Origin of the sequence: Mycobacterium sp. BK086 (assembly GCA_004362315.1) — a bacterium.
Lineage (GTDB): Bacteria > Actinomycetota > Actinomycetes > Mycobacteriales > Mycobacteriaceae > Mycobacterium.
This window is the reverse complement of the sequence record SNWL01000003.1, coordinates 1,164,775-1,186,173: the sequence shown is the minus strand read 5'-3', so window position 1 is coordinate 1,186,173 and position 21,399 is coordinate 1,164,775. Positions and strand designations below refer to the sequence as shown.

The window sequence follows — 21,399 nt, the reverse complement described above, 5'->3', positions numbered from 1 at the left end:
CCGGGACCTGCTCAGGCGGCGAGTGCTTCTGATTGCTCGGCCTTGATTGCACGCAGCAACCACACCATGTTGACCGCGAACTGGACGACGAAAACTGTTGCAGGGATCCAGAACACGAATATTCCGTTCCAGGCGAATGGTCCGGACTTGAAGAACTGGAGAATGATGCCGGGGGTGAACACGATCGGTGCCCAGATGTTCAGGTAGGCCACCCAGCGGGGCAGGATTGGCCGCGGGCCTTTGTCGGACAGGATGGCGAACGCGAAGGCGAAATTCTGCACCATGAAGGGCGGCCAGGGCATCACCAGGAAGATCCACGACACGTCGTTGAGTAGCAGGGTGGTCTCTGGCGAGCGCTCGGGCCGAAACGCCGTGACGGCAAAGAACATTGCAGGCACCAGGAACGTCAGACAGGCAAACGCGCCGGCGGCGAGTTGGGTGAAGACCACCGTTTGGTGCACGCCGCGAATTCTCTGCATCTGCCCTGACATCACCGCGGTATAAGCCGCGTAGAACATCCCGCTCAACAGCATGATCCCGGCTCCCAGCCGGATGCCATTCGCATGTTCGCGGTAATGCGAGGCGATTTCGCTCGCGCTGGACGACGGCGCCAACGGAGGGACAAAACCGGCGGCGATGAAGGCGCCGAAGAACAACAGCGGACAGATGATTCCGCTGATGGCGCAGATCCGCTGAAAGGTCATCTGGGGATCGGCCAGGGCACTCCCGCGTGGTTGCGACCGAGTGGCAGTTGACATTCGTCTCCTTGAAGTCCAGATTGTCACTATGTATGTATAGCAGGTACTTAACATACAACTATCGGTTCGACGAAGGAAGTGTGGATGTCGCAGCAGGGGTCCCAACCCGATGTTCTGATCGTTGGTGCGGGCCACAATGGCCTGACAGCTGGGTGTTATCTCGCGCGCGCCGGGCTGAACGTGCTCATCGTCGAGTCGTCACCCTCGGTCGGGGGCATGACGTCGACCAACGCGGTCCTGCCCGGCGCGCCCGAACACCGCATCAACGAGGGTGCGATGGACTCCTCGCTCTGGCGGACGACCACCATTGCTCGGGACCTGGACCTCGCTCGCTACGGCTTGCGCGAACTCGACATCGACACGCCGTACGCATTTTTGGACGACGACGGCAGTTCGCTGTGCATCCACCGCGATCCTGTCCGCACGGCCGAAGAGGTCGGCCGGTTCAACCGGGCGGACGGCCGCGCCTACCTTGAGCTCGCCAATGCGCTCGAGGCGGCCATGAACATCGCGGTGCCGTACATGAACAGCAATCCGTTGCGGCCGGCTCTGCCCGAAATCGCCAGGGGAGCCGTTCGTTCCGCGCGCCACCCACGGCGCTTTGGGCCGCTCACCGAATTCTTGACGACGTCCCAGGCAGAGTTCATCGACAGCCGCTTCTCGGACCATCGCATCAAGTCGCTGTTGGCGGCAGTTCCGTGCTTTGCGCCGATCGGTGCCGATGGAACTGCCTGGGTGCTCATCTATTTCGGGCTGATCCATCGGGTCGGCGTCGGTCGATTCCAAGGCGGGACGGGCTCGATCACCGACGCGCTGGCACGGTGCTTCGCTGATGCAGGCGGTTCGGTCCGGCTGGATACTGCCGTCGAATCCCTGGTGGTTCGTGGCGGCCGAGTCAGTGGCGTCCAGCTGGAATCGGGCGAGCAGCTATTCGCCCACAGCGTAGTGACCAGCAACAATGCCGGCACGGTGCTTGGTGACTGGTTGCCGGACGGTGTGCTGCCGGAGAGTCTCGCCAAGCGGGTGCCCTACATTCCGACTTCATCTACGCACGCGTCCTCGTTCAAGATCGACGTCGCTCTGAGTGGTCGTGCGGAGCTGTCGACTCATCAGAACAATCGGCGCGACGATGTCGATCTGCGTCGACCAGCGCTGTGCCTGACCACTTTTGACGATCACGTTGCTGCCTGGAGTGCCTGCGCTCGCGGTGCCGTTGCCGACCCACTCCCGGGCTTCGCCATCCTGCCGACTGGAATGGACCCCTCGCAAGCACCCGACGGTCAGGACACATTCTGGTTCTGGTCGGGCATTGCGCCCGCGAACCCCGCTCGTCCTTGGCCAGAGCTGGCCGCTTCCACTGCCGCGCATGTTCTCGGTGACGCCGCCAAGTACATCGACGGACTCGAGAAGCTCGAGATCGACCGGCGGGTGATGACGCCCGAAGACATCGAAGCTCGCTTTCGCGCACCAGACGGCAACGTTTATCACGTCGACCCGGTCGCCACTCGCTTCGGCCCATTGCGACCACTGCGCGGCGCTGCCGGTTATCGCACGCCCGTTGATGGCCTGTTCCTCAGTGGCGCCAGCACTCATCCCAGCGCAGGGATTTGCGGAATACCCGGTCAGCAGGCGGCGCGCGCAGTCCTTCGTGGATGGAAGAGCCGGATGTCACTGCGCCGCAGGTTGTCCCGATGAGCACAACTCAGGTAGCGGACTGCGCCGGGTTACGTGACGGGGCGGCAATGCGAGAGCACGTCCCTGGCGAGCCCGGGATATGGATCTTCATTCTGGGGGACATGGCGGTATTCGCCGTACTGTTCGGGACCTTCCTGGTGTATCGGAACAAGGACGTCGCGCTGTTCGACAGCTCCCAGTTGCATCTCAACGCCACCTTCGGTCTGATCAATACGCTTCTGCTGCTGGTGAGTTCGATGCTGGTGGTGCTGGCGGTGTCCGCTGTCCGCCGCGGAGTACCTCAGCCCGCACAACCGTTGATTGCCGGAGCGATCGGGTGTGGGCTTGCGTTCTCGGTCCTCAAGGTCATCGAGTACGTCGGCAAGATCGACGCCGGCATCACGCCGCAGACGAACACGTTCTACATGTTCTATTTCCTGCTGACCGCACTGCACTGGTTTCATCTACTCCTCGGCCTGGCGGTGCTCACCTATCTCATGTTCTCCGCCCGCCGGAAACACCATGACACACGCCAACTTGCGTGGTTCGAAGGTGGCGGCTGCTTTTGGCACATGGTCGATTTGCTCTGGATCGCCCTGTTTCCCCTTATCTACCTTCTGAATTGAGAGCACGGATGGATATGCTTGCACCCCTGCTGCGAACCCGAACCAGCATCGTCTGGTTCGTTCTGATCCTCGCAACGCTGCTGACCTGGTCGCTGGGTGGTAGCCGCCATGTGCCGGGCGTGGGCGGTAGTCACTCGCTCGCCGGGTTCAGCATCTTGCTCATCGCATTCGTCAAGATCCGTTTCATCGGACTGTATTTCATGGAATTGCGCCACGCCCCCATAGCGCTGCGCGGTGTCTTCGAGGCGTACTGCGTGGTGACCTGCGGAGTGCTCGTCGTCATCTTCGGAATGTCCCAGAACCTCATCTGAAATCTCCCACACCAGAAAGGCATGCCATGTCCACCACCTACCCAGCCGTCGGCGCCGAGGCGACGTCCCAGGCGGCATCCGCGATCCGGCGCCGATTGCACTACGCGTGCATCTGGGCCTGGCCGGTCGCCATCATCGGCTTCGGAATCCCGTTCGTTTTCCTCGCCGGCTTCTTCCCGCCACCGTCGCCGGGAGCAAGTGCCGCTGACATCGCAAGGTTCTACCTCGACAACCAAGCCTCGATCCGATTCGGGTTGATCGGAGCGCTGTTTGCCTCCAGCTTCCTGCTGCCCTTCTACACCGTCGTGTCCAAAGAGATTCGACGGATCGAGGGCCGCGGCGCACTGCTGGCACCCATTCAATTCGGCGGGGCCGTGATCCTCGTCGCGTTCTTCCAGATCATCTGCCTGTTCTGGCTTTTGGCGAGCTTCCGGCCTGATATCAGCCCGGAGATCATTCGCGGCTTCAACGACTACGGGTGGCTGGTCTGGACGATGCTCATCCCCACGTACTCGATGCAGTACGTCTGCATGGCGATCGCCGGTTTCATGGACACCCGACCCGACCCGACCTGGCCGCGCTGGGCGGCCTATATGAACCTGTGGGTCGCGACCATCGGCGCCGGCGGTGTGGCGGCCGTCTTCTTCAAATCGGGACCGTTTTCGTGGGACGGCATTGTCGGAATTTGGCTGCCGACAGTGTTCTTCGCGGCGGGTATGACGGTGAATACCGTGTTGCTTTACCGTCGGGCCAAGATCGACTTCACGACAGGCTAGTGTCACGTGGCATGGCAGCCGTGAAACCCACCGCCAGCGTGCGGGGCCGGGGACGACAGCTGCTGTTGACCGCCGCGCGTGACATCTTTGCCGAGCGTGGCTACAAGGGAACGTCCACTCGCGACATCGCCGAACGTGCCGGAGTGACGGAGGTGATGATCTTCCGTCACTTCGGCACGAAGGCCGGCCTCTTCCAAGAGTCGGTCGTTGCCCCGTTCACCGCGTTCATTCAGCAGTACCTGGTCGATTACCGCACCCGCGAACACGGCGTGCGCAGCCCCTATGAGGAGGGCCTCGACCTTTACACAGGCCTTTTCGAGGTCCTGCACGGCGAGCGGGAAGTCCTCCTCGCGCTCATGTCCGCCCGCCAATTCGACGACCTCCCAACGGAGGCGGCCAACCAGGTGGATCAGGCCTTCGCCGAGGTGCTCACCGTTATTGAGGAGGTCGTGGGCACCGAGTCACGCGAGCGGGGATTCTCCGGCTTCGATCTGGGACCGACCGTGCGGGCGATGTTCGCGATGGTGTTGTCGGTCGCGTTGCACGGCGACTGGATGGGACTGCACAAGGATGCCGCCTACCGGCAGGTCATCGAAGCGATGACGATCCTGACGGTTCGCGGCCTTCAGGTGCCAGAGGGCTGATCTCCCGGCTACCAGCACTCGCTCAAATTTTTAACAGCAACTAAAAACTGTGATACCGTCCGGACCGGGCAACAGCCTATGTGCTGCCGGCTATTTTTAATAGCGATTAGATTTTGTTTCAGGAGAGGAGCGCCCCAGTGTCGGACGTCGCCGTTGACCCCCGTGTCGCAGCAGTTCAACGGCTCTACGACGCGCTGGCTGCCGGAGATCGTGAGGGCATCGACGCACTTCTGCATCCCGACTTCGTCGGGCATGCCGCCGAGGGACTGCCGCTCGACATGGGCGGACGCCACGTCGGGGCTGACGCGATGTGCGCCAACCTCTGGTGGCGCATCGGTCGCAACTTCACCGCCCGCGCGATCCCCGGCGATTTCCAGCTCCTGGGCGACGGACGCCTGATGGTCGCCGGCCGCTACCGGGGAACCGCGCGCCGCTCCGGTCAACCGCTCGACGCCGAGTTCGTCCACCTTCTCGCCTTCGCCCCGGACGGGCGGATCACGACACTGCACCAGCTCACCGATACCGCGGCGTGGCACGCGGCTCTCGACGCGCCGCCACCGTTGGCGACGATCGACTACCTCGTCGACGACGGCATTGCCACGCTGTGCCTCAACCGGCCCGCCGACCGCAACGCCATCGACCTGCGGGTCGCCAAGGAAACCCTCGAGGTCGCCCGCCGCATCTCCGCCGACGCCACCGTGCGCTGCGTTCTGATCCGTGGAGACGGCCCGTCCCTGTCGGTCGGCGGCGATATCGGGTTCTTCCTCGACGGCGGCCGGGAGCGATTCGGTGAGCTATTCATCGAGATGACCACGCCCTTCCATGAAGCGTTCGCCATCCTCAGCCGACTCGACGTGCCGATCGTCACCGCCGCACACGGGGCCGTGGCTGGCGGCGGGCTTGGGTACGTCTACGCCGCCGATCTTGTAATCGCCGCCGAGGGAACTCGTTTCGTCACCGCGTTCGCCGGGATCGGCGTTTCTGGCGATGGTGGAGGGACCTGGCATCTGCCTCGGCTCATCGGGGCTCGCCGCGCGGCGGCCGCGTATCTGCGCAACACCCCGATCACCGCCAGCGAGGCGCTGGACTGGGGACTGATCAACGAGGTTGTGCCCGCCGACCAGCTGCGGCAGCGCGCCGTCGCCGTCGCCGGTGAACTCGCGCACGGCCCGACCAAAGCATTCGCCACCATGCGCCGCTTGATGCGCGAATCGTGGCATCGCGACCTGCCGGCCCAGCTCGTCGCCGAAACCGACGGACTGCGCCTGACCGGCGACACCGCCGATGCGGCCGCCGCCATCGCCGCGTTCGCGGCCAAAACCACACCCGAATTCACCGGAAGGTAGCCGATGTCCGGACTCATCCACGATTCAGAAGAACACAGCGCCATCCGCGCCACCGTCGCCGCGATCGCCGATCGCTATGGCCCGCAATACTTCCTGGGCCGCGCCCGCAGTGGCGGCGACATCGAGGAGCTCTGGAAGGACCTCGGCGCGGCCGGCCTGCTCGGCGTGCACCTGCCCGACGAATATGGCGGCGGGGGAGGGGGCATGGCCGAGGCCGTGGTGGTGGTCGAAGAACTCGCCGCCCACGGGATGCCGCTATTGATCTGGGTGATCTCGCCGGCCATCTGCGGCAGCATCCTGGCCCACCACGGATCCGAGGAGATGAAGCGTCGCTGGCTGCCGGCCATCGCCGACGGATCACAGAAGATGGCTTTCGGGCTCACCGAGCCCGATGCCGGATCCAATAGCCACAACGTCAAAACGACAGCGCGGCGCACCAATTCGGGCTGGTCGATCTCGGGCGCCAAATACTACATCTCGGCAGTCGACCAGGCCGACGCGATCCTGCTCGTCACCCGCGACGCCGACGAGTCGACGCCCGAGAAATCTCGGCTGTCGCTGTTCGTGGTGCCCACCGACGCACCCGGGCTCAGTTACCAGCAGATCGATACCTCGATCGTGTCGCCCGATCAGCAGTTCACCGTGTTTCTCGATGACGTCGAAGTCGGCGACGACGCCCTGATCGGCAGCGTCGGCGACGGCCTGCGGCAGGTATTCGACGGCCTGAACCCGGAACGGATCCTGGTGGGCGCCTTGTGCGGTGGCCTCGGACGCTACGCGGTCGACAAGGCGGCGGACTATGCCAAGGAACGCACGGTGTGGTCGGCGCCCATCGGATCTCACCAGGGCGTCGCCCATCCGCTGGCCGAATGTCACATCAACGTCGAAGTGGGCCGGCTGGCGACGATGCGCAGCGCCGAGTTGTTCGACGCCGGCGAGTCGGCAGGCGAGGCCGCCAACATGGCGAAGTTCGCGGCGTCAGAGGCGGCGCTCGCCGCGCTGGATCAAGCCATCCAGACACACGGCGGCAACGGACTGTCTCACGAATACGGGCTGTCGGAGCTGTGGTTCGTGACACGGCTGATGCGCACCGCTCCGGTCAGCCGCGAGATGGTCCTCAACTTCATCGCCCAGACCTCACTGGGTCTGCCCCGTTCGTACTGACCACGGAAGAGGAGAAACGTCAATGACAACAACCGATTTCGACGTCGTCGTGATCGGCGCCGGTGCCGGCGGATTGTTCACCGCAGCACGATTGGCGCACAGCGGCTTTCGCACGTTGGTCGTGGAACGCCTCGACAAGGTCGGGGGCCGGGCGTCCACCGACGACATCGATGGGTTCAAAGTCAACAACGGCGCGATCGTGATCGAGGTCGGTGGCATTACCCAGGAGACGTGCGAGGAGGTCGGCGCACCGTTCGACATCCGGGAGCCCAAGCCCCCGCTGCTCTACCGGATCGGCGGTAAAGATGTCGACGTCACCGGCGGCGGCTGGGGCTTGCTGCTCGGCAAGCTGACCCGGCAGGGCGCCAAGCTGGTGAAGGGGATCGGTGCAGCCCGGAGCGACTCCGGTCTGCCGGAGGACGAGATCTCCACGGCGCAGTGGGTGGCCAAGTACACCAAGAACGAAGGCGTGCATGGGATTTTCCGCAATATGTGCGCGTCGATCTTCGCCGTCGGCTCCGAAGACCTGCCCGCGCGGGTGTTCCTGACCTACTTCACCCGCAAGAGCGCGTTCAAGCGGTTCGGCTTCCATCCCGAAGGAACCATCGGCATCTGGAAGGGACTGGCCGCAGCCCTCGAGCGCGACGGCGGTGAGATCTGGTTGTCGACGGAAGTGTCCGGCATCGCATCCGCCGATGGCCGGGTGACCGGTGTCGAGCTCGTGCGTGACGGAGTTGCGGTCACGGTCAACGCACCGATCGTGATCAGCGACGTCGGACCCGCAGCGACGCTGACGCTGCTCGGCGCGGACACCGTTCCGGCCGACTACCGCGAGTTGGTCGCACTGGGTGACCGGCCAACTTCGATGATTTCGGTCAACTTCGCCAGCACCGAACCACTGATCGCCGCGCCCGGAATGCTGAGCTTCGCGAAATCCCGCCGGCTGGCGTACATCGCCAACTTCACCGACCTCTGTCCGGAGATGGCGCCAGCGGGTTGGCACCTCTACGTCGGTACGTCGGTGCCGCAGCCGTCGATCGGTGACTTCGACGAGGCCGCCGAGACCGAGCTGCTGTTCGACGACCTTCGTGACACTATCGACGATTTCGACACTCGGGCAAGGATTCTCAACGTCGCCGTCACCCGCGACGGCTGGCCCCCTCAGCGGGCGGTCGCCGGATTCGACCTACCCCACGAAACTCCGCTCGAGGGCCTCTGGAACGTCGGAGATGCGGTCAAGGAGTACGCCAACGGCGGCACTACCGCGTGCGCGGAAACCGCGAAGCTCGTGGCCGACAAGATCGTCGCCAGTTACCGTCCGATCGTCCGCAGTTGACGATGTCGGGGACACTGCAGCGGTTGTGCGCCTGGTCCGGGCCGGCGACGGTCGTGGTGGCGTTCATCGGCTGGCTCATCGCCGGCGTCCTTCCGTTCCCCCTGGGATCGTCGAGCACCACCGAGGAAGTCGTCGCGTTCTACAGTCACGACACCCGGGTCCTGGTCGGCCTGGTGATCGCGCAACTCGGTGTCTGCCTGGTTTTCCCGCTGATCGCGTTGATCACGCTGACGATGTGGCGGATCGAGGGACGCACGCCGTTGTTGACGATCATCCAAGCGATCACCGGCGCGGCCACCGGTGTGCTACTGCTGATGCCGATGCTGTTGATGGCCATCATCGCGTTCCGGCCCGACCGCACCCCGGAACTCACCGTCACCCTCAACGACATCGCGTGGCTGCTGTTCCTCACGCCGATCGCGCCGTTCATGATTCAGAACATCGCGATCGGCACGGCCATACTGGGGCACAGACAGTCGGTGTTGCCAAGGTGGGTCGGCTACCTCAACTTCTGGGTCGCCGCGGCATTCATCCCTGACGTGCTGGCCTTCTTCTTCCACTCCGGGCCGTTCTCGTGGCGCGGCGTATTCGTCTTCTGGCTCGCGCTGTTCGCCTACGCCGCATTCCTGATCGTGATGGGTGTGGTGCTGCGAAACGCCAACCTCGACGACCCTCATTCCCCGGAAAAGACCGACTAGGAGGCAACCATGACAACGACGTCTGAAACCGCTTCAGTACAGCGATACGGCACGAAGACAGACTTCACCCTGCTGCGTGCAGCACTGTGGTCGGTGTGTCTGTATGTCGGCCTGGGGCTGCTGGGCTTCGCGGTCTTCGCCGGATTTTGGCCACCACCGGGTGAGAACCTTGACGCCGCCGCTATCACCGAGTACTTCCAAACCCACGGCACCGCAATCAGAATCGGCATGGTGCTGATGGTCGTCGGCGCGCCCTGCTACTACACCTGGAGTGTGGCGCTGTCCAAGATCATCAGCCGGATGGAAGGCCCGATGGGGCCGCTGTCGATGACCGAACTCGTCGGCGGCCTGATGACCGCGCTCGTGACAGCGATGCCCGCCGTGGTGTGGCAGACCGCGACGTTCCGGGCGGAAAGCCGTTCTCCGGAAACCGTTCAGACCCTCTACGACTTCGGCTGGCTGTTCTTCGACCTCACGTTCATGTTCTCGTTCCTGCAGAGCGTGGCGCTGGGCATCGCGATCCTGATCGACCGCCGCGAACAACCGTTGTTCCCGCGCTGGGTCGCCTACGTGTGCTTCCTGACCGCGCTGGTCTACATTCCGCTGACTCTGGTGCCGTTCGTCCGAACGGGACCGTTCGCGTGGCACGGTCTGCTCAACTTCTGGGCGGTCTTCGTGATGTTCTTCGTTCTCATCGCCGTCCTGACTCCGTACGCATTCCGCGCACTGCGGCGGCTCGAACGTGAGTGATCGCGAAGGGATCCACGGCGATCTGCGATGGCTGAGTAGAATCCCAGAAACTGGGCGACTATTCACACGACGGGCAGGCGTATCGCGCGATGGCAGTGACGGTTCGGAAGGGCAGGGTCAGCCGCGCGGCTCGGCGTGAGGAAATCGCTCGCAGGCTGTTCGCTGTCGCCGAACAATTGCTCGCCGAGGGTACTGGCTTCGCGGAAATCAGCGTGGAGCAGCTCATCACTGGCGCTGAGATCGCGCGGTCGACCTTCTATGTGTACTTCGAGGACAAGGGTGAACTGCTTACTGAACTGGCGGAACGCGTCACCCAAAAGGTCGGAGAGGCTGCCGACGCGTGGTTCAGTCTGCCCCCGGATTCGACCCCCGCTGATCTGAAGGCGGCGCTCAAACAGATCGCGGACGCCTACACCGCCCATCGCTACTTATTGGCTGCTGTCGTCGAGACCGCCACCCATGATGCGCGAGTCCGTGCTCAGTTCGCAGGCGTTATGGAGCGCAGGGCAGAAGACCTCAGAGTCGGGTTCCGTGGGCAGCAGGATGCCGGCTTCATCCCCGCCGAGGTCGACGTCGCGGCCGTTGCGCCATGGCTCACCTGGATGATCGAACGCGGTCTCTACGAGCTGACGAGCACCGGTGATGATGTCGAAGAGCGTCTCGACGGCATGACAACCGTGGTCTGGCGGACCCTCTACTCACCGATAGCCTAGCGCCTCAATCAATTTCGGCTGGTTCATGCACTTGTTGAACCGCTCGCCAGGTCAGGGCGATCATCGACACGAACCATCCTGTGAACATTGCGAACGGAATCCACCACACGAGTAGCCCGTTCCACGCGAACGGCCCAGTCTTCAAGAACATCGCACCTAGAGCCGGCAAGAACGAAATGCTCACCCAGAGTTGGAGATAAGCCGCCCAACGCGGAAACGCCGGGCGGGGTCGTCTGTCGCGGAAGATGGCGATCGCCAGGGTCACGTACTGAAGGATGAACGGCGCGATCGGGGTGATGAAGAACAACCAGCCGAGATCGACGAGAGCTTGTGTGATCTCAGGACTTCGGTTCGGGCGGAACGCCGCCGTGGTCCACACGAAGGCCGGCAGGAAGAACGTCATTGCCGAAACAACGCCCGCCGTGAGCTGGGTACCGGCGAGGAAGAACGACTTGCCTTCGATTTCCTTGATCAAATCGGAGAGCACCACGGTCCACGGTAGGTAGAAGACCGTGCCGATTGTCATCAGCACCATGCCGATTCGGATGGGGACCGATCTGGCCTTGAAGAGATCGGCGATCTCCCCGGCCGAGTTCGATGGCGGTATCGGCGGAATCCACTGAGCGAAGAACACGAAGCCGACAAGCCAGAGCAGGAAGAACGCGGCAGCGCTCCACACGCCGAGGATGCGCAGGCTGGGATTCATGTAGATGGTCTCCGTTCGCGGGGATTGACAACGCGGGCTAATCGTACATAGTGTTCGAATTAGATGTTCGAGATTGAGCGAGATCGACGCTCGGACGCACCAGATCCCTCTTCTGCCCTGTAGGAGCGCTACTCGATGAGCAACGCCATTCCGTCCGTTGTTATCAACGGCGGCAACGGAAATCCGACGCCGATCGTGGGCGAGGTCGAATTGATGACTCTTGATTGGTTCCGGGCTGTCCTCGGCGAGGCGGGACTGCTGGCCGAAGCTGACCTCGCCGCCGTCGATCTCGAGCCCGTGGAAGGCGGGATCATTGCCCGGATGATGCGAGCAAGGTTGACCTATACCGGCACAACGAACGCACCCGCATCAGTTGTCGTGAAGTTTCCCAGTGATGATCCCGGCAGCCGGGGACTTGCCGTGGCGATGGGCATGTACGAGCTGGAGACCCTGTTCTACCGCGACATCGCTCCCTTGGTGCCGAATCTGGGGCTGGCGAAGTGTTACTCGGCTCAACTTTCCGAGGATGCGGCAACATTCAACCTGGTCCTGGAGGATCTCGGCACGGGGATGCGGGCCGGCAACGTGCTCGAGACGGCGACGCCTTCCGAATGTTCCACGGCGTTAGGCGAACTCGTCAAATTTCAGGCACCGTTGTGGAATAGTGCGCAACTCGCGGACCTGGCCTGGCTCGCAGACCCACGACGAACCATCGGGGTTTTCGATTCTCTTCCGGCGGGCCTCGCACCGTTCTTGGAGCGGTTCGGCGACCACCTCGCGGCGTCCCACGTCAGCCTGTTCGAGTCCGTGGTGCCCCGCGCCGGCGAATGGGTGCGCAGCTGGAAGGCCCCGACCGTCATCCAACATGGCGACTTTCGTAGCGACAACCTGATGTTCGCCACCGACCCGGAATCCGATCGAGCTGTCGTCGTCGATTTCCAGACGGTCCGGTTGGGCCCGCCGGGCCTCGACCCTGCGTATTACCTGGGCTCATCGCTGCCTACGGCGGACCGCCGGGCGGCTGAGCGCGAATTGATCGCCGAATATCATGACCGCCTGGTTTTTTCAGGTGTGGAGGGCTTCAACCGCGACGAGTGTTGGTCCGCCTACCGCGAGGGGGCGATGTATGGCGTGCTCCTCTTCGTCGGAATGGCCAGTCAGGTGGAGTCCAGCGAGCAAGCGGATCGGATCATCATCGACCAGATACGTCGCTACGCAGACATGGCCCTGGACCTGGACGCCCCGCAAGCTGCAGGGCTGGTGTGACGATGGGGTGGACCGACCAGATCGACGTCGCGGACGAGTACTTTCACCAACGCAGCGCAGACCCGTACTGGAGTGAGAACAGCCTTTTCGGGTTCACCGTTCCGGAGCGAAACCTCTGCGGATTCATCTACTTCTACTTCCGACCGAACATGAACCTGGTGGTGGCCGGCCCGGCGATGTGGGACCACACCGGCGAGGACGTCTACAACTGCCTGTACTACGGGTGGGATCAGCATCTGGCCATCCCCGACGGTGCGCAGATGTACGACTTCGAATTGTCGAACTCCCTGAGCTGCACCATGATCGAGCCGCAGCGCGAGTACCGGCTGCGCTACGACCGCCACGGGGTCACGTTCGACCTGACCTGGACCGCACTCGCGGAGCCGCACTACATGCAACTGGCGAGCGACGGTGAAGAGGATCCGGGAATCAAGAACTGGGTCAAGAAAGAAGGGGACTACTCGGTCGGGCACTACGAGCACGCCGGCTGGATCAAAGGCACCCTCGAAATCGCGGGGGACATCATCGATATCGACTGCGGCGGCCTGCGTGACCGTGGATGGGGCCCGCGGCATGCCGACGTGAAGGACCCGCTGCGTGCTGGTTGGCCGTACGTCTTCGCGTCCGCCGACAGTGGTTGGCATCTCTACGACCCGCAGACGACGCTGCAGTTCGACGACGATCCGATCGAAGGCACGACGGAGACCGTGACCACCGGCTTTTACATCCGCGACGGAGTCAAGGCAAGGATCCTCGGGGGTACCCGGCGTGCTGAACGCGGCCGAGACGGACGCGTGCTGTCCCAGGTCATCGACTGTGTGGACGAACTGGGCCGCGAGCTGCACGCCGTCGGTCAAACGATGAACTGGCTGAAATGGCCGATCAACAGCGACATTCTGAACTGGTGGTCGCTGGTGCGTTGGGAATACGACGGGCAGGTGGTCTATGGCGAGGACCAGGATTTCATGAGCTTCCGGCACTACCGCAAGTACTGGAAGAGACTCCTTGCCGAGGATCCTGGCCTCCTGCAGTGCTTTCCGGATTCATCCGATTATCCCCCTTACCGCCGACCCGAGGTGTGACAGTGACTGACCAAACCGACACACAGCCTTCGATGATGGACGTGTTTCGCAGCACCTGGGATACCTGCCCCTTGTTCGGGCCGCTGCGCGAGCATGCACCGGTGTTGCACGTTCCCGAGCTCGATGCCTGGGTGATCAGCAGATACGACGATGTGTTGGCGATCGTCAAGGACATGGACCGATTCGGCTGCATGCCGGACGACCTTGTCGGCGAGGTGCCGGACGAACTGAAACAGCAACTGCCTCATGGCTATGCGCCATGGCAGCCAGCCTTGATCAACACAGATCCGCCGGAACATACCCGGATTCGCAAACTTGCCGCCAAACCGTTGACACCCGTCGCGGTGAAACAACACGAAGACGTGATCCGCGCGGCCGCAAACTCTCTGGTCGATAGCTTCGCCGGTGACGGTCGAGCCGACCTGGTGGAGCAGTTCGCCACCCCGATGCCGATCGATGTGCTCATCAAGATCTTGGGAGTACCCGCGGAGGATCGGCAGAAATTCCGCGACTGGACGCTCGGTATCACTGAACTGTTCGTCCCGTCGATCTCCGATGCTCGGCGTCTGGAGCTCGCCCGTGATCAGGTCGGGTTCAACGAGTATCTGCTGGATGCCATCGCGCGGCGGCGTGCCGACCCGCGTGCCGACTTGATCAGTGGGTTGATTCTCGCTCAAGAGCAGAGCGAAAAGAGTTTGACGGACCGTGAGATCCTCGGCGTGATAGGGCAATTGGTCATTGCAGGGTTCGAGACCAGTGCTGGCGGGATCAGCTTCACGCTGTACACACTCAGCCAGCACACCGACTTACTGGAGCGGGTCAGGAATGACCTGAGTCTGGTACCGAGAGTCGTCGAAGAGTCGTTGCGCCGGCTCAGTCCGGCACGCGGAATCGTCCGCCGGGTCAAGGAGGATGTGGAGATTCGGGGTCAACGTATTCCGAAGGGGGCGAATATCTTTGCCTTGGTCCAATCCGCCAACAATGACGACACCGTGTTCGCGTGCCCCGAGCGATTCGACATCGACCGCGATCCTGCTGAGATGCGCAAGAGCATGCATTTCGGCACCGGCCCCCACACCTGCATCGGCATCAATGTCGCACGAATGGACATGAAGGTCGCGATCGAAACAGCGATCACTCGACTGCCCAATCTGCGTCTCGTCGATGGTCAGGAGATCCGGGTGCAGGACGGAATGATCTTCCATCGACCGGAGCGTCTCGAATTCGAATGGGACGCTTAGTGTGAACAGGCGAAGCCAGCTGGTTTATCTCTACAGCGGCTACGCGTTCTTCGTTCTCTATCTTTTCGGAATTGTCGTGGTGGCGGGTTTCATCCCCCCACCCGCGCCGAGCTGGAGCCCCGACGCCGTCATGGCCTTTTTCGACGGGCGCCACGTGCGCATTCTGGTGGGCATGTCGGTCTGTGCGTTCGCGTCGGCACTGTATCTACCGTGGGGCGTGGCGGTCTCCGGTCAGATGCTGCGGCTAGAACGGTCACGCTTCCCGGCTCTCAGCGCAGTTCAAGCGATCTCCGCAGGCCTCGGAGCAGTGTTCTTCGCGATCTCACCCCTGGTGTGGTTGGCCATGGCCTATCGGTCCGGCCACGCCAGTGACACGATCGGGCTTCTCAACGACTTCGCGTGGATCTCATGGATTGTCAGTTGGCCGTTCTTCTTCGTTCAGGCCGCGGCACTCGGCCTCTGCATACTGATGAATCGCAGCTCGGTGCTTCCTTCGTGGGTCGGCTACCTCAGCGTGTGGTTCGCGCTCAGTATGTTTCCGGCGAGCGCGATCGTCTTCTTCTACACCGGACCGCTGGCGTGGAACGGGATCTTCGGCCTCTATCTGCCCCTCGCGGTCTTCGCGATTTGGTACAACGTCGTCACGTACTACTTACTGCGGGCTGTCAAGGATGAACCGATTGAGTCCAATCGGAGACCTGCCGAGTGACCCTCAGCCGCCCAATTCCTCACGCAGCGAACGCATCATCATCTCGAGTCCGACGTCGAAGGAATCCGGCGGCGCGCTCCGGTTCGGCTGTTCCGGGCGCAGCCGGTTGAGCATCGTGTAGCCCAGTACGTAGCTGGTCAGCGAGCGCAGGACGTCGGCACTGCGGGGGCGGGAGAGTCCCGCCTTCTGCAGGGTAGCGATGAGGCTCTGGCGGAACTCGTCGAGTCGCAGCTTGTCCGACTCGGCGATGATCAGGTCGACGACGCCGGGGTGGCGGTCAAGGATCCGGTGCAGATCGAGCATGGCCGCACCAATCTGCTTGTCCGAGGACAGGTTCGGATCGAGATCGTTGGCCAGCGGCGTCATCGCGTACTCGATCATCGCGGACAGTAGGTCCGCCTTGTCCTCGAAGTAGTGGTACGGCGTCATCGCGCTGATGCCCATCCGGTCGGCGAGCTTGCGCAGGTTCAGCGCGCCGAGCCCGTCGCTGTCGATGAGATCGAGTGCCGCCTCGATGACGATTTCGCGGCTCAGCGTCGGTTTCCGACCGCGCCGAGGCTGGCCCTGACTCGCCATCCAAGGATTCCTTTACAACTGTAAAAGTAGAAGCTACCGTTCTTACAAGCGTAAGAATAGCCCAATGGCGGGCCAGACATCGAACGGAAGACCGAATGTCCCAAGGTGAGCACGTCGATGTCGTCGACGATTTGAGCGCATACGTCATCTCCGGAGCGGTGAGCGCGGTGCAAGGCGACGTCGACTACGACTCGGATATGCGCACCCCGGCACAGGGCATCGACGATGTTGTCGAAGCCGAACGGCTCGGTTTTCGTGCGGCGTGGCTCTCCGAGCGGTGGGATATCAAGCAGGCCGACGTGATCCTCTCGGGTGCGGCAGCACGTACGTCGCGGATCGAGGTCGGCACGGCGATGGTGTGCCCGCCCACCCGCCAGCCGTGGCTGATGGCCGCGCTCGCGGCGACCATGCAGGCCTGCTACGGTCCGCGATTCACCCTCGGTCTGGGCCGTGGCACCGACGCGATTTGGCACGGCATGGGTCTTCGGATGCCGACGTTCACCGAGATGGCGGACTATGTCGACATCCTGCGCCGGCTATGGCGCGGCGAGACAGTGTCGTACGACGGGCCGGTCGGGAACTTCCCGTCGCTGGCCTTCTCCGAGATCGTGACTGGACCGCCGCCACCGGTGTGGCTCGGAACGTTCGCGAAGAAGAAGGGCGCCGAACTACTCGCGTCGTCCTTCGACGGAGTCCTGCTGCCACCGGTGCTCACCCCGGAAGCCACCGCAAAGGCGGTCGAGCGAATCCGCCTGGCGTGCCAGCGAATCGACCGCGATCCCGCCGAGATCCGGATCTGCCAAGCGGTCATCACCGCACCGGGACTCGACGACATCGAAACCCGATCGTTGGCGCACGGCCGGGCGGTCGGCTATCTGCAGTACCCCGGCTACGGGGAGACCCTGGTCGAAGAAAACGGCTGGGACATGTCGGTAGTCCACGAGTTGCGGGCACACAAGCAGCTGGCCGCCAACGAGAAGGTGGCCGATCGGCTGTTTCATCGCCACCAGTTGCTGGAACCGGCGAAAATCGTGCCCGACGAGTGGATGATCGATACGTGTGCCATCGGGTCGGTCGACGAGTGTGTGACCTCCTTGCAGCGGTTCCGTGACGCGGGCGCGGACGAAATCGCCACCTATGGAAGCACTCCCGCCCAGAACGCCAAGTTGATCGAAGCCTGGAAAATTCGGAGCATCGCATGACCACCGCCGAAAACGACTACGTGTTCAACCCTCTCGACCCGGAGCTGGCCGTCGATCCCTTCCCGATCTTGGCGCGACTTCGCGCCATCGATCCCGTCTTCGCCGCGGAAGCGCTGGGCTCCTTCGTCGTGACCGGACACGATCCGGCACGGGAGGTGCTGGCGCGCAAGGACGGCGATCTGCGGTGGGAGCAGTTCCAGCGGATGCGCCACGGCGACGACGTCGTGAACCAGCCGTACTTCACGATCATGGCCGACAGCGTGCTGATGAAGGCGGGGGAGGATCACCGCCGGGTGCGGCAGACCTTCCAGCGCAACTTCCGGCCCGGTCTGGTCGACACGCTGCGGCCCGCGATCGCCGATCGGGCCCACCAGCTGATCGACGCCTTCGTCGACCCCTCCGGTGGCCCCGGCCGCGTCGAGCTGATGGCGGCGTTCGCGTCCCCGCTGCCGCTCTCGGCGATCAGCCAGCTGCTCGCCGTGCCACACGAGGACGAGGCCGATATCTATCAGTGGATGCACGGGTTCAAGCTGGCCGTGCAGATGCTTCCGCTCGACGCCGATCAGCTGAAGGTCGCCAACGACTCGATGTCGGCGCTGGACACCTACTTCCGGGGTCTGGTGGCGCGGCGGCGCGAAGAGCCGGTGGACGACCTGGTCAACAAGATGATCGCCGACACCGACGACGGCACGCTCACCGAAGACGAGTTGATCGCCAACCTGTGGAGCATCTATGTCGGCGGACACGACACCAGTGCGCTGTCGATATGCAACGCGATGGTGACGCTGCTGCGCCACCCCGACCAGCTGCGCGCATTGCAAGAGGATATGACGTTGCTGCCCAACGCAGTTCAGGAGATTCTGCGTCACATCGGTACCGTGCACGGCACCCACCGTCTGTTGAGCGAGGACATCGAGTTGGGTGGCCACCAGATCCCGGCCGATACGCCGATCATGGTCTACCTGTCGGCGGCCAATCATGACGAGAGCTGGTGCCCGCATGCCGAGCAGTTCGACATCAGCCGCGATGTGCCGCCAGACCATCTGACGTTCGGTCACGGACCGCACAAGTGTCCCGGCCAGCACATGGCCCGGGCGGTGATCGACATTGCGGTGCAAGCCCTGCTGAGTCGGTTGAGCGGGCTGCGCCTGGAAGAACTCGAATGGGACACCGACGCCCTGTTGTTCCGGGGCCCGGCGCGGTTGATGCTGTCCTGGGACGAAAGCCGGTCACGCGCATGAGCGGCGCCATTGCCCCTACGGGTCTGACGCCTGAATCGGAATTCCCGATCCAGTCCTATCCCGATATTCCGCTGTGGACGGAGAACTACTGCTTCGTCGCCTACGACCCCGGTTCCCAGATCGGTCTGTGGACGCATCTGGGCCGGGCGCCGTTCGATCCGACGCTATGGCGGGAGCTGTCGTTCCTGTATCTGCCCGACGGGGAACGGCTGGTCAGCAAGGGCTACGGCCGTTCCGAGACACCGCGCGGCCCGGGCGGAGCGACGATGGCGTTTCAGTGCGTCGAGCCGTTTCGGTCCTGGCGGATGAGCCGTGATGGCGGGTCGATCCGCACCACCGTGGACCGGCTCTACAACGGTATGGCCGGCGACAGGCGGCACGAACGGCTCGGATTTGATCTGAGTCTGGAATGCCATGGAGCCGTGTGGGACTGGGGCGAGGTCGAGGCTGCGCACCAGTGGGGAAAACTGCACTACGAGCAACTGGTCACTGTGCGCGGCAGCATCACCGTCGCGGGCGAGCAGATCCCGTTCGACGGACAGGGACTGCGTGACCACACCAGCGGCCCACGCGATTTCACCGTCTTCTCCAGCCACATCTGGTCATGGGCAAACTTCCCCAGCGGCCGTGGCTTCATCCTGCTGCAATTGGTTGTCGACGGAAATCTCTTGACTCGCGCGGTCATCCAAGAGGACGGCGTGTTGACGGCGGTGGAGATGCACAACTCTCCGGTGCTGACCGAGCGGGCTCAGCACGCCGACCCCTATGTGCTCGAACTCGGCGATCACCGCATCCGCGGCGAGATCCTGCATCCCTTCCCGAACGGCTTCGACGGTCCCAACGACATCTGCATCGGGTACGACCCCGCGGTCACCGCGACGGCGAACTTCGAAAACCTGTCGCGATTCGAATGGGACGGCGAAATCGGCTACGGCCACACCGAACGATCGATCCGGCTCGCGTGACGCACTACCCGGTCGACGCGTGGGATCCCCTGCATCAGCCGGGCGGACCCGACACGCATTGGTCGACCGTCAACGTCGGCGAGGCGGTCCCCGGCGTCGCCACTCCGCTGGGCTGGTCGATCTGGTCGGATATCGGTGACCAGATGTGCCGCGACCTGTCCTACGCCCTCGGAGTTTTCGGCGCTGGCGAGCGCAAGCAACCGCCACCGGGCCCGGACCGGATCATCACCGTCTTCTTCGGGCGGATCGCCATGCGCACCGAGTGGCTGGCCGCGGTCGGTGACCGAATGCCGGGCACCACAGGCGAAGTCGCAATCACCGGCATGCTGGGTGAGGCACCGTCAACGATGACGTTTGCCCCGACGATGCGGCGCTATCCGGTCATCGCCTACCGGATGCCGCGCGCCGCGCTCGGCATGCCGGGCCGAGTGCGCCGACTGGTACCCCAGATCGATGCCTGGTGGCGCGCGGAGACCACTCGGGTGGCTCACGCAGACCTGGCCGGTGCGGTGGCGATTTTCGAGGACGCCAGCCGCCGCTTCTCCACCGCAATGACATTGCACGGCATCGCGCTGTTCGCGGCGATCACACCGTTGGTCAACGCACTGACTTCGTTGGTGGCCCGCACCGGGGTCGGCGACGTCGGCGTGCTCTCCGGTGCCGGTGGCGCGGAACTGAAGATGGTCGACGACATCTGGAAGGCGTCACGTGGCGAGCTCACCCTCGATGAGGTGGTCGCCAGCCACGGGTATCACGGTCCGCTCGAGGGCGAGATCTCCTCGCGGGTGTGGCGCGAGGACCCGGCCCCGCTGGCGGCGGTGATCGAGCGCTACGCCGCCACTGACGACAGTGCGAGTCCTGTTGCGCGGGAACGGATGGCGCGGGATCGGTTGCCGAGAATGCAGACCGAGCTGTTGGCGGAACTTCCAGCACCGGCACGTCCCGCGGTCAAACTGCTGCTGAATCACGCCGCGCGCACCATCCCGCTGCGTGGGGTCGGAAAAGTGTCGTTCCTGCAGGCACTCGACGTCGCGCGAGCGGCGGCCCGCCGGGTCGGTGAGCACCTCGCCTCCACCGGCGTCCTGGACGAGCCCGAGGATGTGTTCTACCTGACGGTCGACGAGATCGTCGACGGATCTCCGCTCGGCGCACGGGATCTGGTGGCGCTGCGCCGGGAACGGCGCACTGAGTACCAGCGGCTCGAGTTGCCGACGTGGTGGCGGGGCACGCCCGAGCCGACGGTGATTGCCGACAGCGAGCCCGACGCTGCCGACGATCTGCTACTGACCGGGATCGGTGCCGGCAGTGGGACTGTCGAAGGGCGGGTGCGTGTCGTGCTCGATCCGGCGGTGGTTGACGTCGAACCAGGCGAGGTCCTGGTCGCACCGACCACCGACCCGAGTTGGGCGTCCATCATGTTCGTGTCGTCGGCCCTCGTCGTCGACATCGGCAGCGTGCTCAGCCATGCCGCGGTGGTGGCGCGTGAGCTCGGGTTGCCGTGCGTGGTCAACACCGGCAACGGAAGTCGGGTGCTGCGCGACGGCGACCTGGTGCGGGTCGACGGGTCCGCCGGGACCGTGCAGCTGCTCAAGCGCGCCGAGAACTAGCCCCTCGA

At 63.6% G+C, this 21,399-nt stretch carries 22 protein-coding genes; 19 read left to right on the top strand and 3 right to left on the bottom strand.

The genetic code is table 11. From position 1 onward, the window contains the following. Nucleotides 1–11: 11 nt before the first annotated feature. The gene (locus EV580_RS05740) at nucleotides 12–758 is read right to left on the bottom strand and encodes a hypothetical protein (protein ID WP_133690128.1); all 747 of its coding nucleotides are present in this window, start codon (nucleotides 756–758) and stop codon (nucleotides 12–14) included. 84 nt (nucleotides 759–842) lie between these two features. Between EV580_RS05740 and EV580_RS05735 the strand changes: the two genes are divergently transcribed. From EV580_RS05735 to EV580_RS05685, 11 genes are all read left to right on the top strand, one after another. Further along, nucleotides 843–2,453 (top strand): phytoene desaturase family protein, encoded by a 1,611-nt coding sequence (locus EV580_RS05735; RefSeq protein ID WP_133690127.1) that lies wholly within the window; start codon nucleotides 843–845, stop codon nucleotides 2,451–2,453. Beyond that, nucleotides 2,450–3,058: a cytochrome c oxidase subunit 3 gene (locus tag EV580_RS05730; RefSeq protein ID WP_133690126.1), complete on the top strand. Its 609-nt coding sequence runs from the start codon at nucleotides 2,450–2,452 to the stop codon at nucleotides 3,056–3,058. The genes EV580_RS05735 and EV580_RS05730 overlap by 4 nt, the downstream gene beginning before the upstream one ends. A gap of 14 nt (nucleotides 3,059–3,072) precedes the next feature. Further along, nucleotides 3,073–3,369, top strand: coding sequence for a cytochrome C oxidase subunit IV family protein (locus tag EV580_RS05725; protein ID WP_286171460.1), 297 nt, complete (start codon nucleotides 3,073–3,075; stop codon nucleotides 3,367–3,369). A gap of 26 nt (nucleotides 3,370–3,395) precedes the next feature. Further along, the gene (locus EV580_RS05720; RefSeq protein WP_133690124.1) at nucleotides 3,396–4,145 is read left to right on the top strand and encodes a hypothetical protein; all 750 of its coding nucleotides are present in this window, start codon (nucleotides 3,396–3,398) and stop codon (nucleotides 4,143–4,145) included. A gap of 11 nt (nucleotides 4,146–4,156) precedes the next feature. Then, complete coding sequence (locus tag EV580_RS05715; protein ID WP_133690123.1) at nucleotides 4,157–4,789, top strand: TetR/AcrR family transcriptional regulator; 633 nt, start codon at nucleotides 4,157–4,159, stop codon at nucleotides 4,787–4,789. A 137-nt stretch (nucleotides 4,790–4,926) separates the two neighbouring features. After that, a complete protein-coding gene (locus tag EV580_RS05710) occupies nucleotides 4,927–6,135 on the top strand; it encodes an enoyl-CoA hydratase-related protein (RefSeq protein WP_133690122.1) in 1,209 nt (402 codons plus the stop codon). A 3-nt stretch (nucleotides 6,136–6,138) separates the two neighbouring features. Further along, nucleotides 6,139–7,299 carry an acyl-CoA dehydrogenase family protein gene (locus EV580_RS05705; RefSeq protein ID WP_133690121.1) on the top strand — a complete coding sequence of 387 codons (1,161 nt, stop codon included), beginning with the start codon at nucleotides 6,139–6,141 and terminating at the stop codon, nucleotides 7,297–7,299. Between the two features lie 22 nt (nucleotides 7,300–7,321). After that, nucleotides 7,322–8,635: a phytoene desaturase family protein gene (locus tag EV580_RS05700; RefSeq protein WP_133690120.1), complete on the top strand. Its 1,314-nt coding sequence runs from the start codon at nucleotides 7,322–7,324 to the stop codon at nucleotides 8,633–8,635. A 2-nt stretch (nucleotides 8,636–8,637) separates the two neighbouring features. After that, nucleotides 8,638–9,333 carry a hypothetical protein gene (locus tag EV580_RS05695; protein WP_133690119.1) on the top strand — a complete coding sequence of 232 codons (696 nt, stop codon included), beginning with the start codon at nucleotides 8,638–8,640 and terminating at the stop codon, nucleotides 9,331–9,333. Nucleotides 9,334–9,342: 9 nt separating this feature from the next. After that, complete coding sequence (locus tag EV580_RS05690; RefSeq protein WP_133690118.1) at nucleotides 9,343–10,083, top strand: hypothetical protein; 741 nt, start codon at nucleotides 9,343–9,345, stop codon at nucleotides 10,081–10,083. An 89-nt stretch (nucleotides 10,084–10,172) separates the two neighbouring features. Next, entirely contained in the window at nucleotides 10,173–10,796 is a 624-nt protein-coding gene (locus EV580_RS05685) for a TetR/AcrR family transcriptional regulator (protein ID WP_133690117.1), read from the top strand. 4 nt (nucleotides 10,797–10,800) lie between these two features. Here the strand turns inward: EV580_RS05685 and EV580_RS05680 are convergent, their stop codons facing one another. Continuing rightward, complete coding sequence (locus EV580_RS05680; protein WP_133690116.1) at nucleotides 10,801–11,502, bottom strand: hypothetical protein; 702 nt, start codon at nucleotides 11,500–11,502, stop codon at nucleotides 10,801–10,803. Nucleotides 11,503–11,637: 135 nt separating this feature from the next. Between EV580_RS05680 and EV580_RS05675 the strand changes: the two genes are divergently transcribed. From EV580_RS05675 to EV580_RS05660, 4 genes are read left to right on the top strand one after another with little or no spacing between them, the layout of a single operon-like run. Further along, nucleotides 11,638–12,768, top strand: coding sequence for a phosphotransferase (locus EV580_RS05675; protein ID WP_286171459.1), 1,131 nt, complete (start codon nucleotides 11,638–11,640; stop codon nucleotides 12,766–12,768). A gap of 2 nt (nucleotides 12,769–12,770) precedes the next feature. Then, nucleotides 12,771–13,850 (top strand): DUF7064 domain-containing protein, encoded by a 1,080-nt coding sequence (locus EV580_RS05670; protein WP_133690115.1) that lies wholly within the window; start codon nucleotides 12,771–12,773, stop codon nucleotides 13,848–13,850. A 2-nt stretch (nucleotides 13,851–13,852) separates the two neighbouring features. Then, nucleotides 13,853–15,091: a cytochrome P450 gene (locus tag EV580_RS05665; RefSeq protein WP_133690114.1), complete on the top strand. Its 1,239-nt coding sequence runs from the start codon at nucleotides 13,853–13,855 to the stop codon at nucleotides 15,089–15,091. A gap of 1 nt (nucleotide 15,092) precedes the next feature. Further along, nucleotides 15,093–15,800, top strand: coding sequence for a hypothetical protein (locus tag EV580_RS05660; protein ID WP_133690113.1), 708 nt, complete (start codon nucleotides 15,093–15,095; stop codon nucleotides 15,798–15,800). Between the two features lie 3 nt (nucleotides 15,801–15,803). On the opposite strand, the gene EV580_RS05655 is transcribed toward EV580_RS05660, so the two are convergent. Then, a complete protein-coding gene (locus tag EV580_RS05655) occupies nucleotides 15,804–16,376 on the bottom strand; it encodes a TetR/AcrR family transcriptional regulator (RefSeq protein ID WP_133690112.1) in 573 nt (190 codons plus the stop codon). 95 nt (nucleotides 16,377–16,471) lie between these two features. Between EV580_RS05655 and EV580_RS05650 the strand changes: the two genes are divergently transcribed. The 4 genes from EV580_RS05650 to EV580_RS05640 are packed head-to-tail and all read left to right on the top strand — an operon-like array spanning nucleotide 16,472 to nucleotide 21,391. Next, nucleotides 16,472–17,578 carry a TIGR03857 family LLM class F420-dependent oxidoreductase gene (locus tag EV580_RS05650; protein ID WP_133690111.1) on the top strand — a complete coding sequence of 369 codons (1,107 nt, stop codon included), beginning with the start codon at nucleotides 16,472–16,474 and terminating at the stop codon, nucleotides 17,576–17,578. Continuing rightward, nucleotides 17,575–18,819: a cytochrome P450 gene (locus EV580_RS05645; RefSeq protein WP_133690110.1), complete on the top strand. Its 1,245-nt coding sequence runs from the start codon at nucleotides 17,575–17,577 to the stop codon at nucleotides 18,817–18,819. The genes EV580_RS05650 and EV580_RS05645 overlap by 4 nt, the downstream gene beginning before the upstream one ends. After that, nucleotides 18,816–19,784: a DUF7064 domain-containing protein gene (locus EV580_RS33625; protein ID WP_166654590.1), complete on the top strand. Its 969-nt coding sequence runs from the start codon at nucleotides 18,816–18,818 to the stop codon at nucleotides 19,782–19,784. Before EV580_RS05645 ends, EV580_RS33625 begins: the two co-directional genes overlap by 4 nt. Next, a complete protein-coding gene (locus tag EV580_RS05640; protein WP_166654589.1) occupies nucleotides 19,781–21,391 on the top strand; it encodes a PEP-utilizing enzyme in 1,611 nt (536 codons plus the stop codon). Before EV580_RS33625 ends, EV580_RS05640 begins: the two co-directional genes overlap by 4 nt. Nucleotides 21,392–21,399: the final 8 nt, after the last annotated feature.

Bases quoted from the DNA above. Each gene is read 5' to 3' on its own strand.
- EV580_RS05740 (WP_133690128.1), bottom strand. From the start codon at position 758: ATGTCAACTGCCACTCGGTCGCAACCACGCGGGAGTGCCCTGGCCGAT.
- EV580_RS05670 (WP_133690115.1), top strand. From the start codon at position 12,771: ATGGGGTGGACCGACCAGATCGACGTCGCGGACGAGTACTTTCACCAA.
- EV580_RS05650 (WP_133690111.1), top strand. From the start codon at position 16,472: ATGTCCCAAGGTGAGCACGTCGATGTCGTCGACGATTTGAGCGCATAC.
- EV580_RS05690 (WP_133690118.1), top strand. From the start codon at position 9,343: ATGACAACGACGTCTGAAACCGCTTCAGTACAGCGATACGGCACGAAG.
- EV580_RS05705 (WP_133690121.1), top strand. From the start codon at position 6,139: ATGTCCGGACTCATCCACGATTCAGAAGAACACAGCGCCATCCGCGCC.
- EV580_RS05675 (WP_286171459.1), top strand. From the start codon at position 11,638: ATGAGCAACGCCATTCCGTCCGTTGTTATCAACGGCGGCAACGGAAAT.
- EV580_RS05685 (WP_133690117.1), top strand. From the start codon at position 10,173: ATGGCAGTGACGGTTCGGAAGGGCAGGGTCAGCCGCGCGGCTCGGCGT.
- EV580_RS05715 (WP_133690123.1), top strand. From the start codon at position 4,157: ATGGCAGCCGTGAAACCCACCGCCAGCGTGCGGGGCCGGGGACGACAG.
- EV580_RS05680 (WP_133690116.1), bottom strand. From the start codon at position 11,502: ATGAATCCCAGCCTGCGCATCCTCGGCGTGTGGAGCGCTGCCGCGTTC.
- EV580_RS05730 (WP_133690126.1), top strand. From the start codon at position 2,450: ATGAGCACAACTCAGGTAGCGGACTGCGCCGGGTTACGTGACGGGGCG.
- EV580_RS33625 (WP_166654590.1), top strand. From the start codon at position 18,816: ATGAGCGGCGCCATTGCCCCTACGGGTCTGACGCCTGAATCGGAATTC.
- EV580_RS05725 (WP_286171460.1), top strand. From the start codon at position 3,073: ATGCTTGCACCCCTGCTGCGAACCCGAACCAGCATCGTCTGGTTCGTT.
- EV580_RS05695 (WP_133690119.1), top strand. From the start codon at position 8,638: ATGTCGGGGACACTGCAGCGGTTGTGCGCCTGGTCCGGGCCGGCGACG.
- EV580_RS05655 (WP_133690112.1), bottom strand. From the start codon at position 16,376: ATGGCGAGTCAGGGCCAGCCTCGGCGCGGTCGGAAACCGACGCTGAGC.
- EV580_RS05735 (WP_133690127.1), top strand. From the start codon at position 843: ATGTCGCAGCAGGGGTCCCAACCCGATGTTCTGATCGTTGGTGCGGGC.
- EV580_RS05720 (WP_133690124.1), top strand. From the start codon at position 3,396: ATGTCCACCACCTACCCAGCCGTCGGCGCCGAGGCGACGTCCCAGGCG.
- EV580_RS05700 (WP_133690120.1), top strand. From the start codon at position 7,322: ATGACAACAACCGATTTCGACGTCGTCGTGATCGGCGCCGGTGCCGGC.
- EV580_RS05645 (WP_133690110.1), top strand. From the start codon at position 17,575: ATGACCACCGCCGAAAACGACTACGTGTTCAACCCTCTCGACCCGGAG.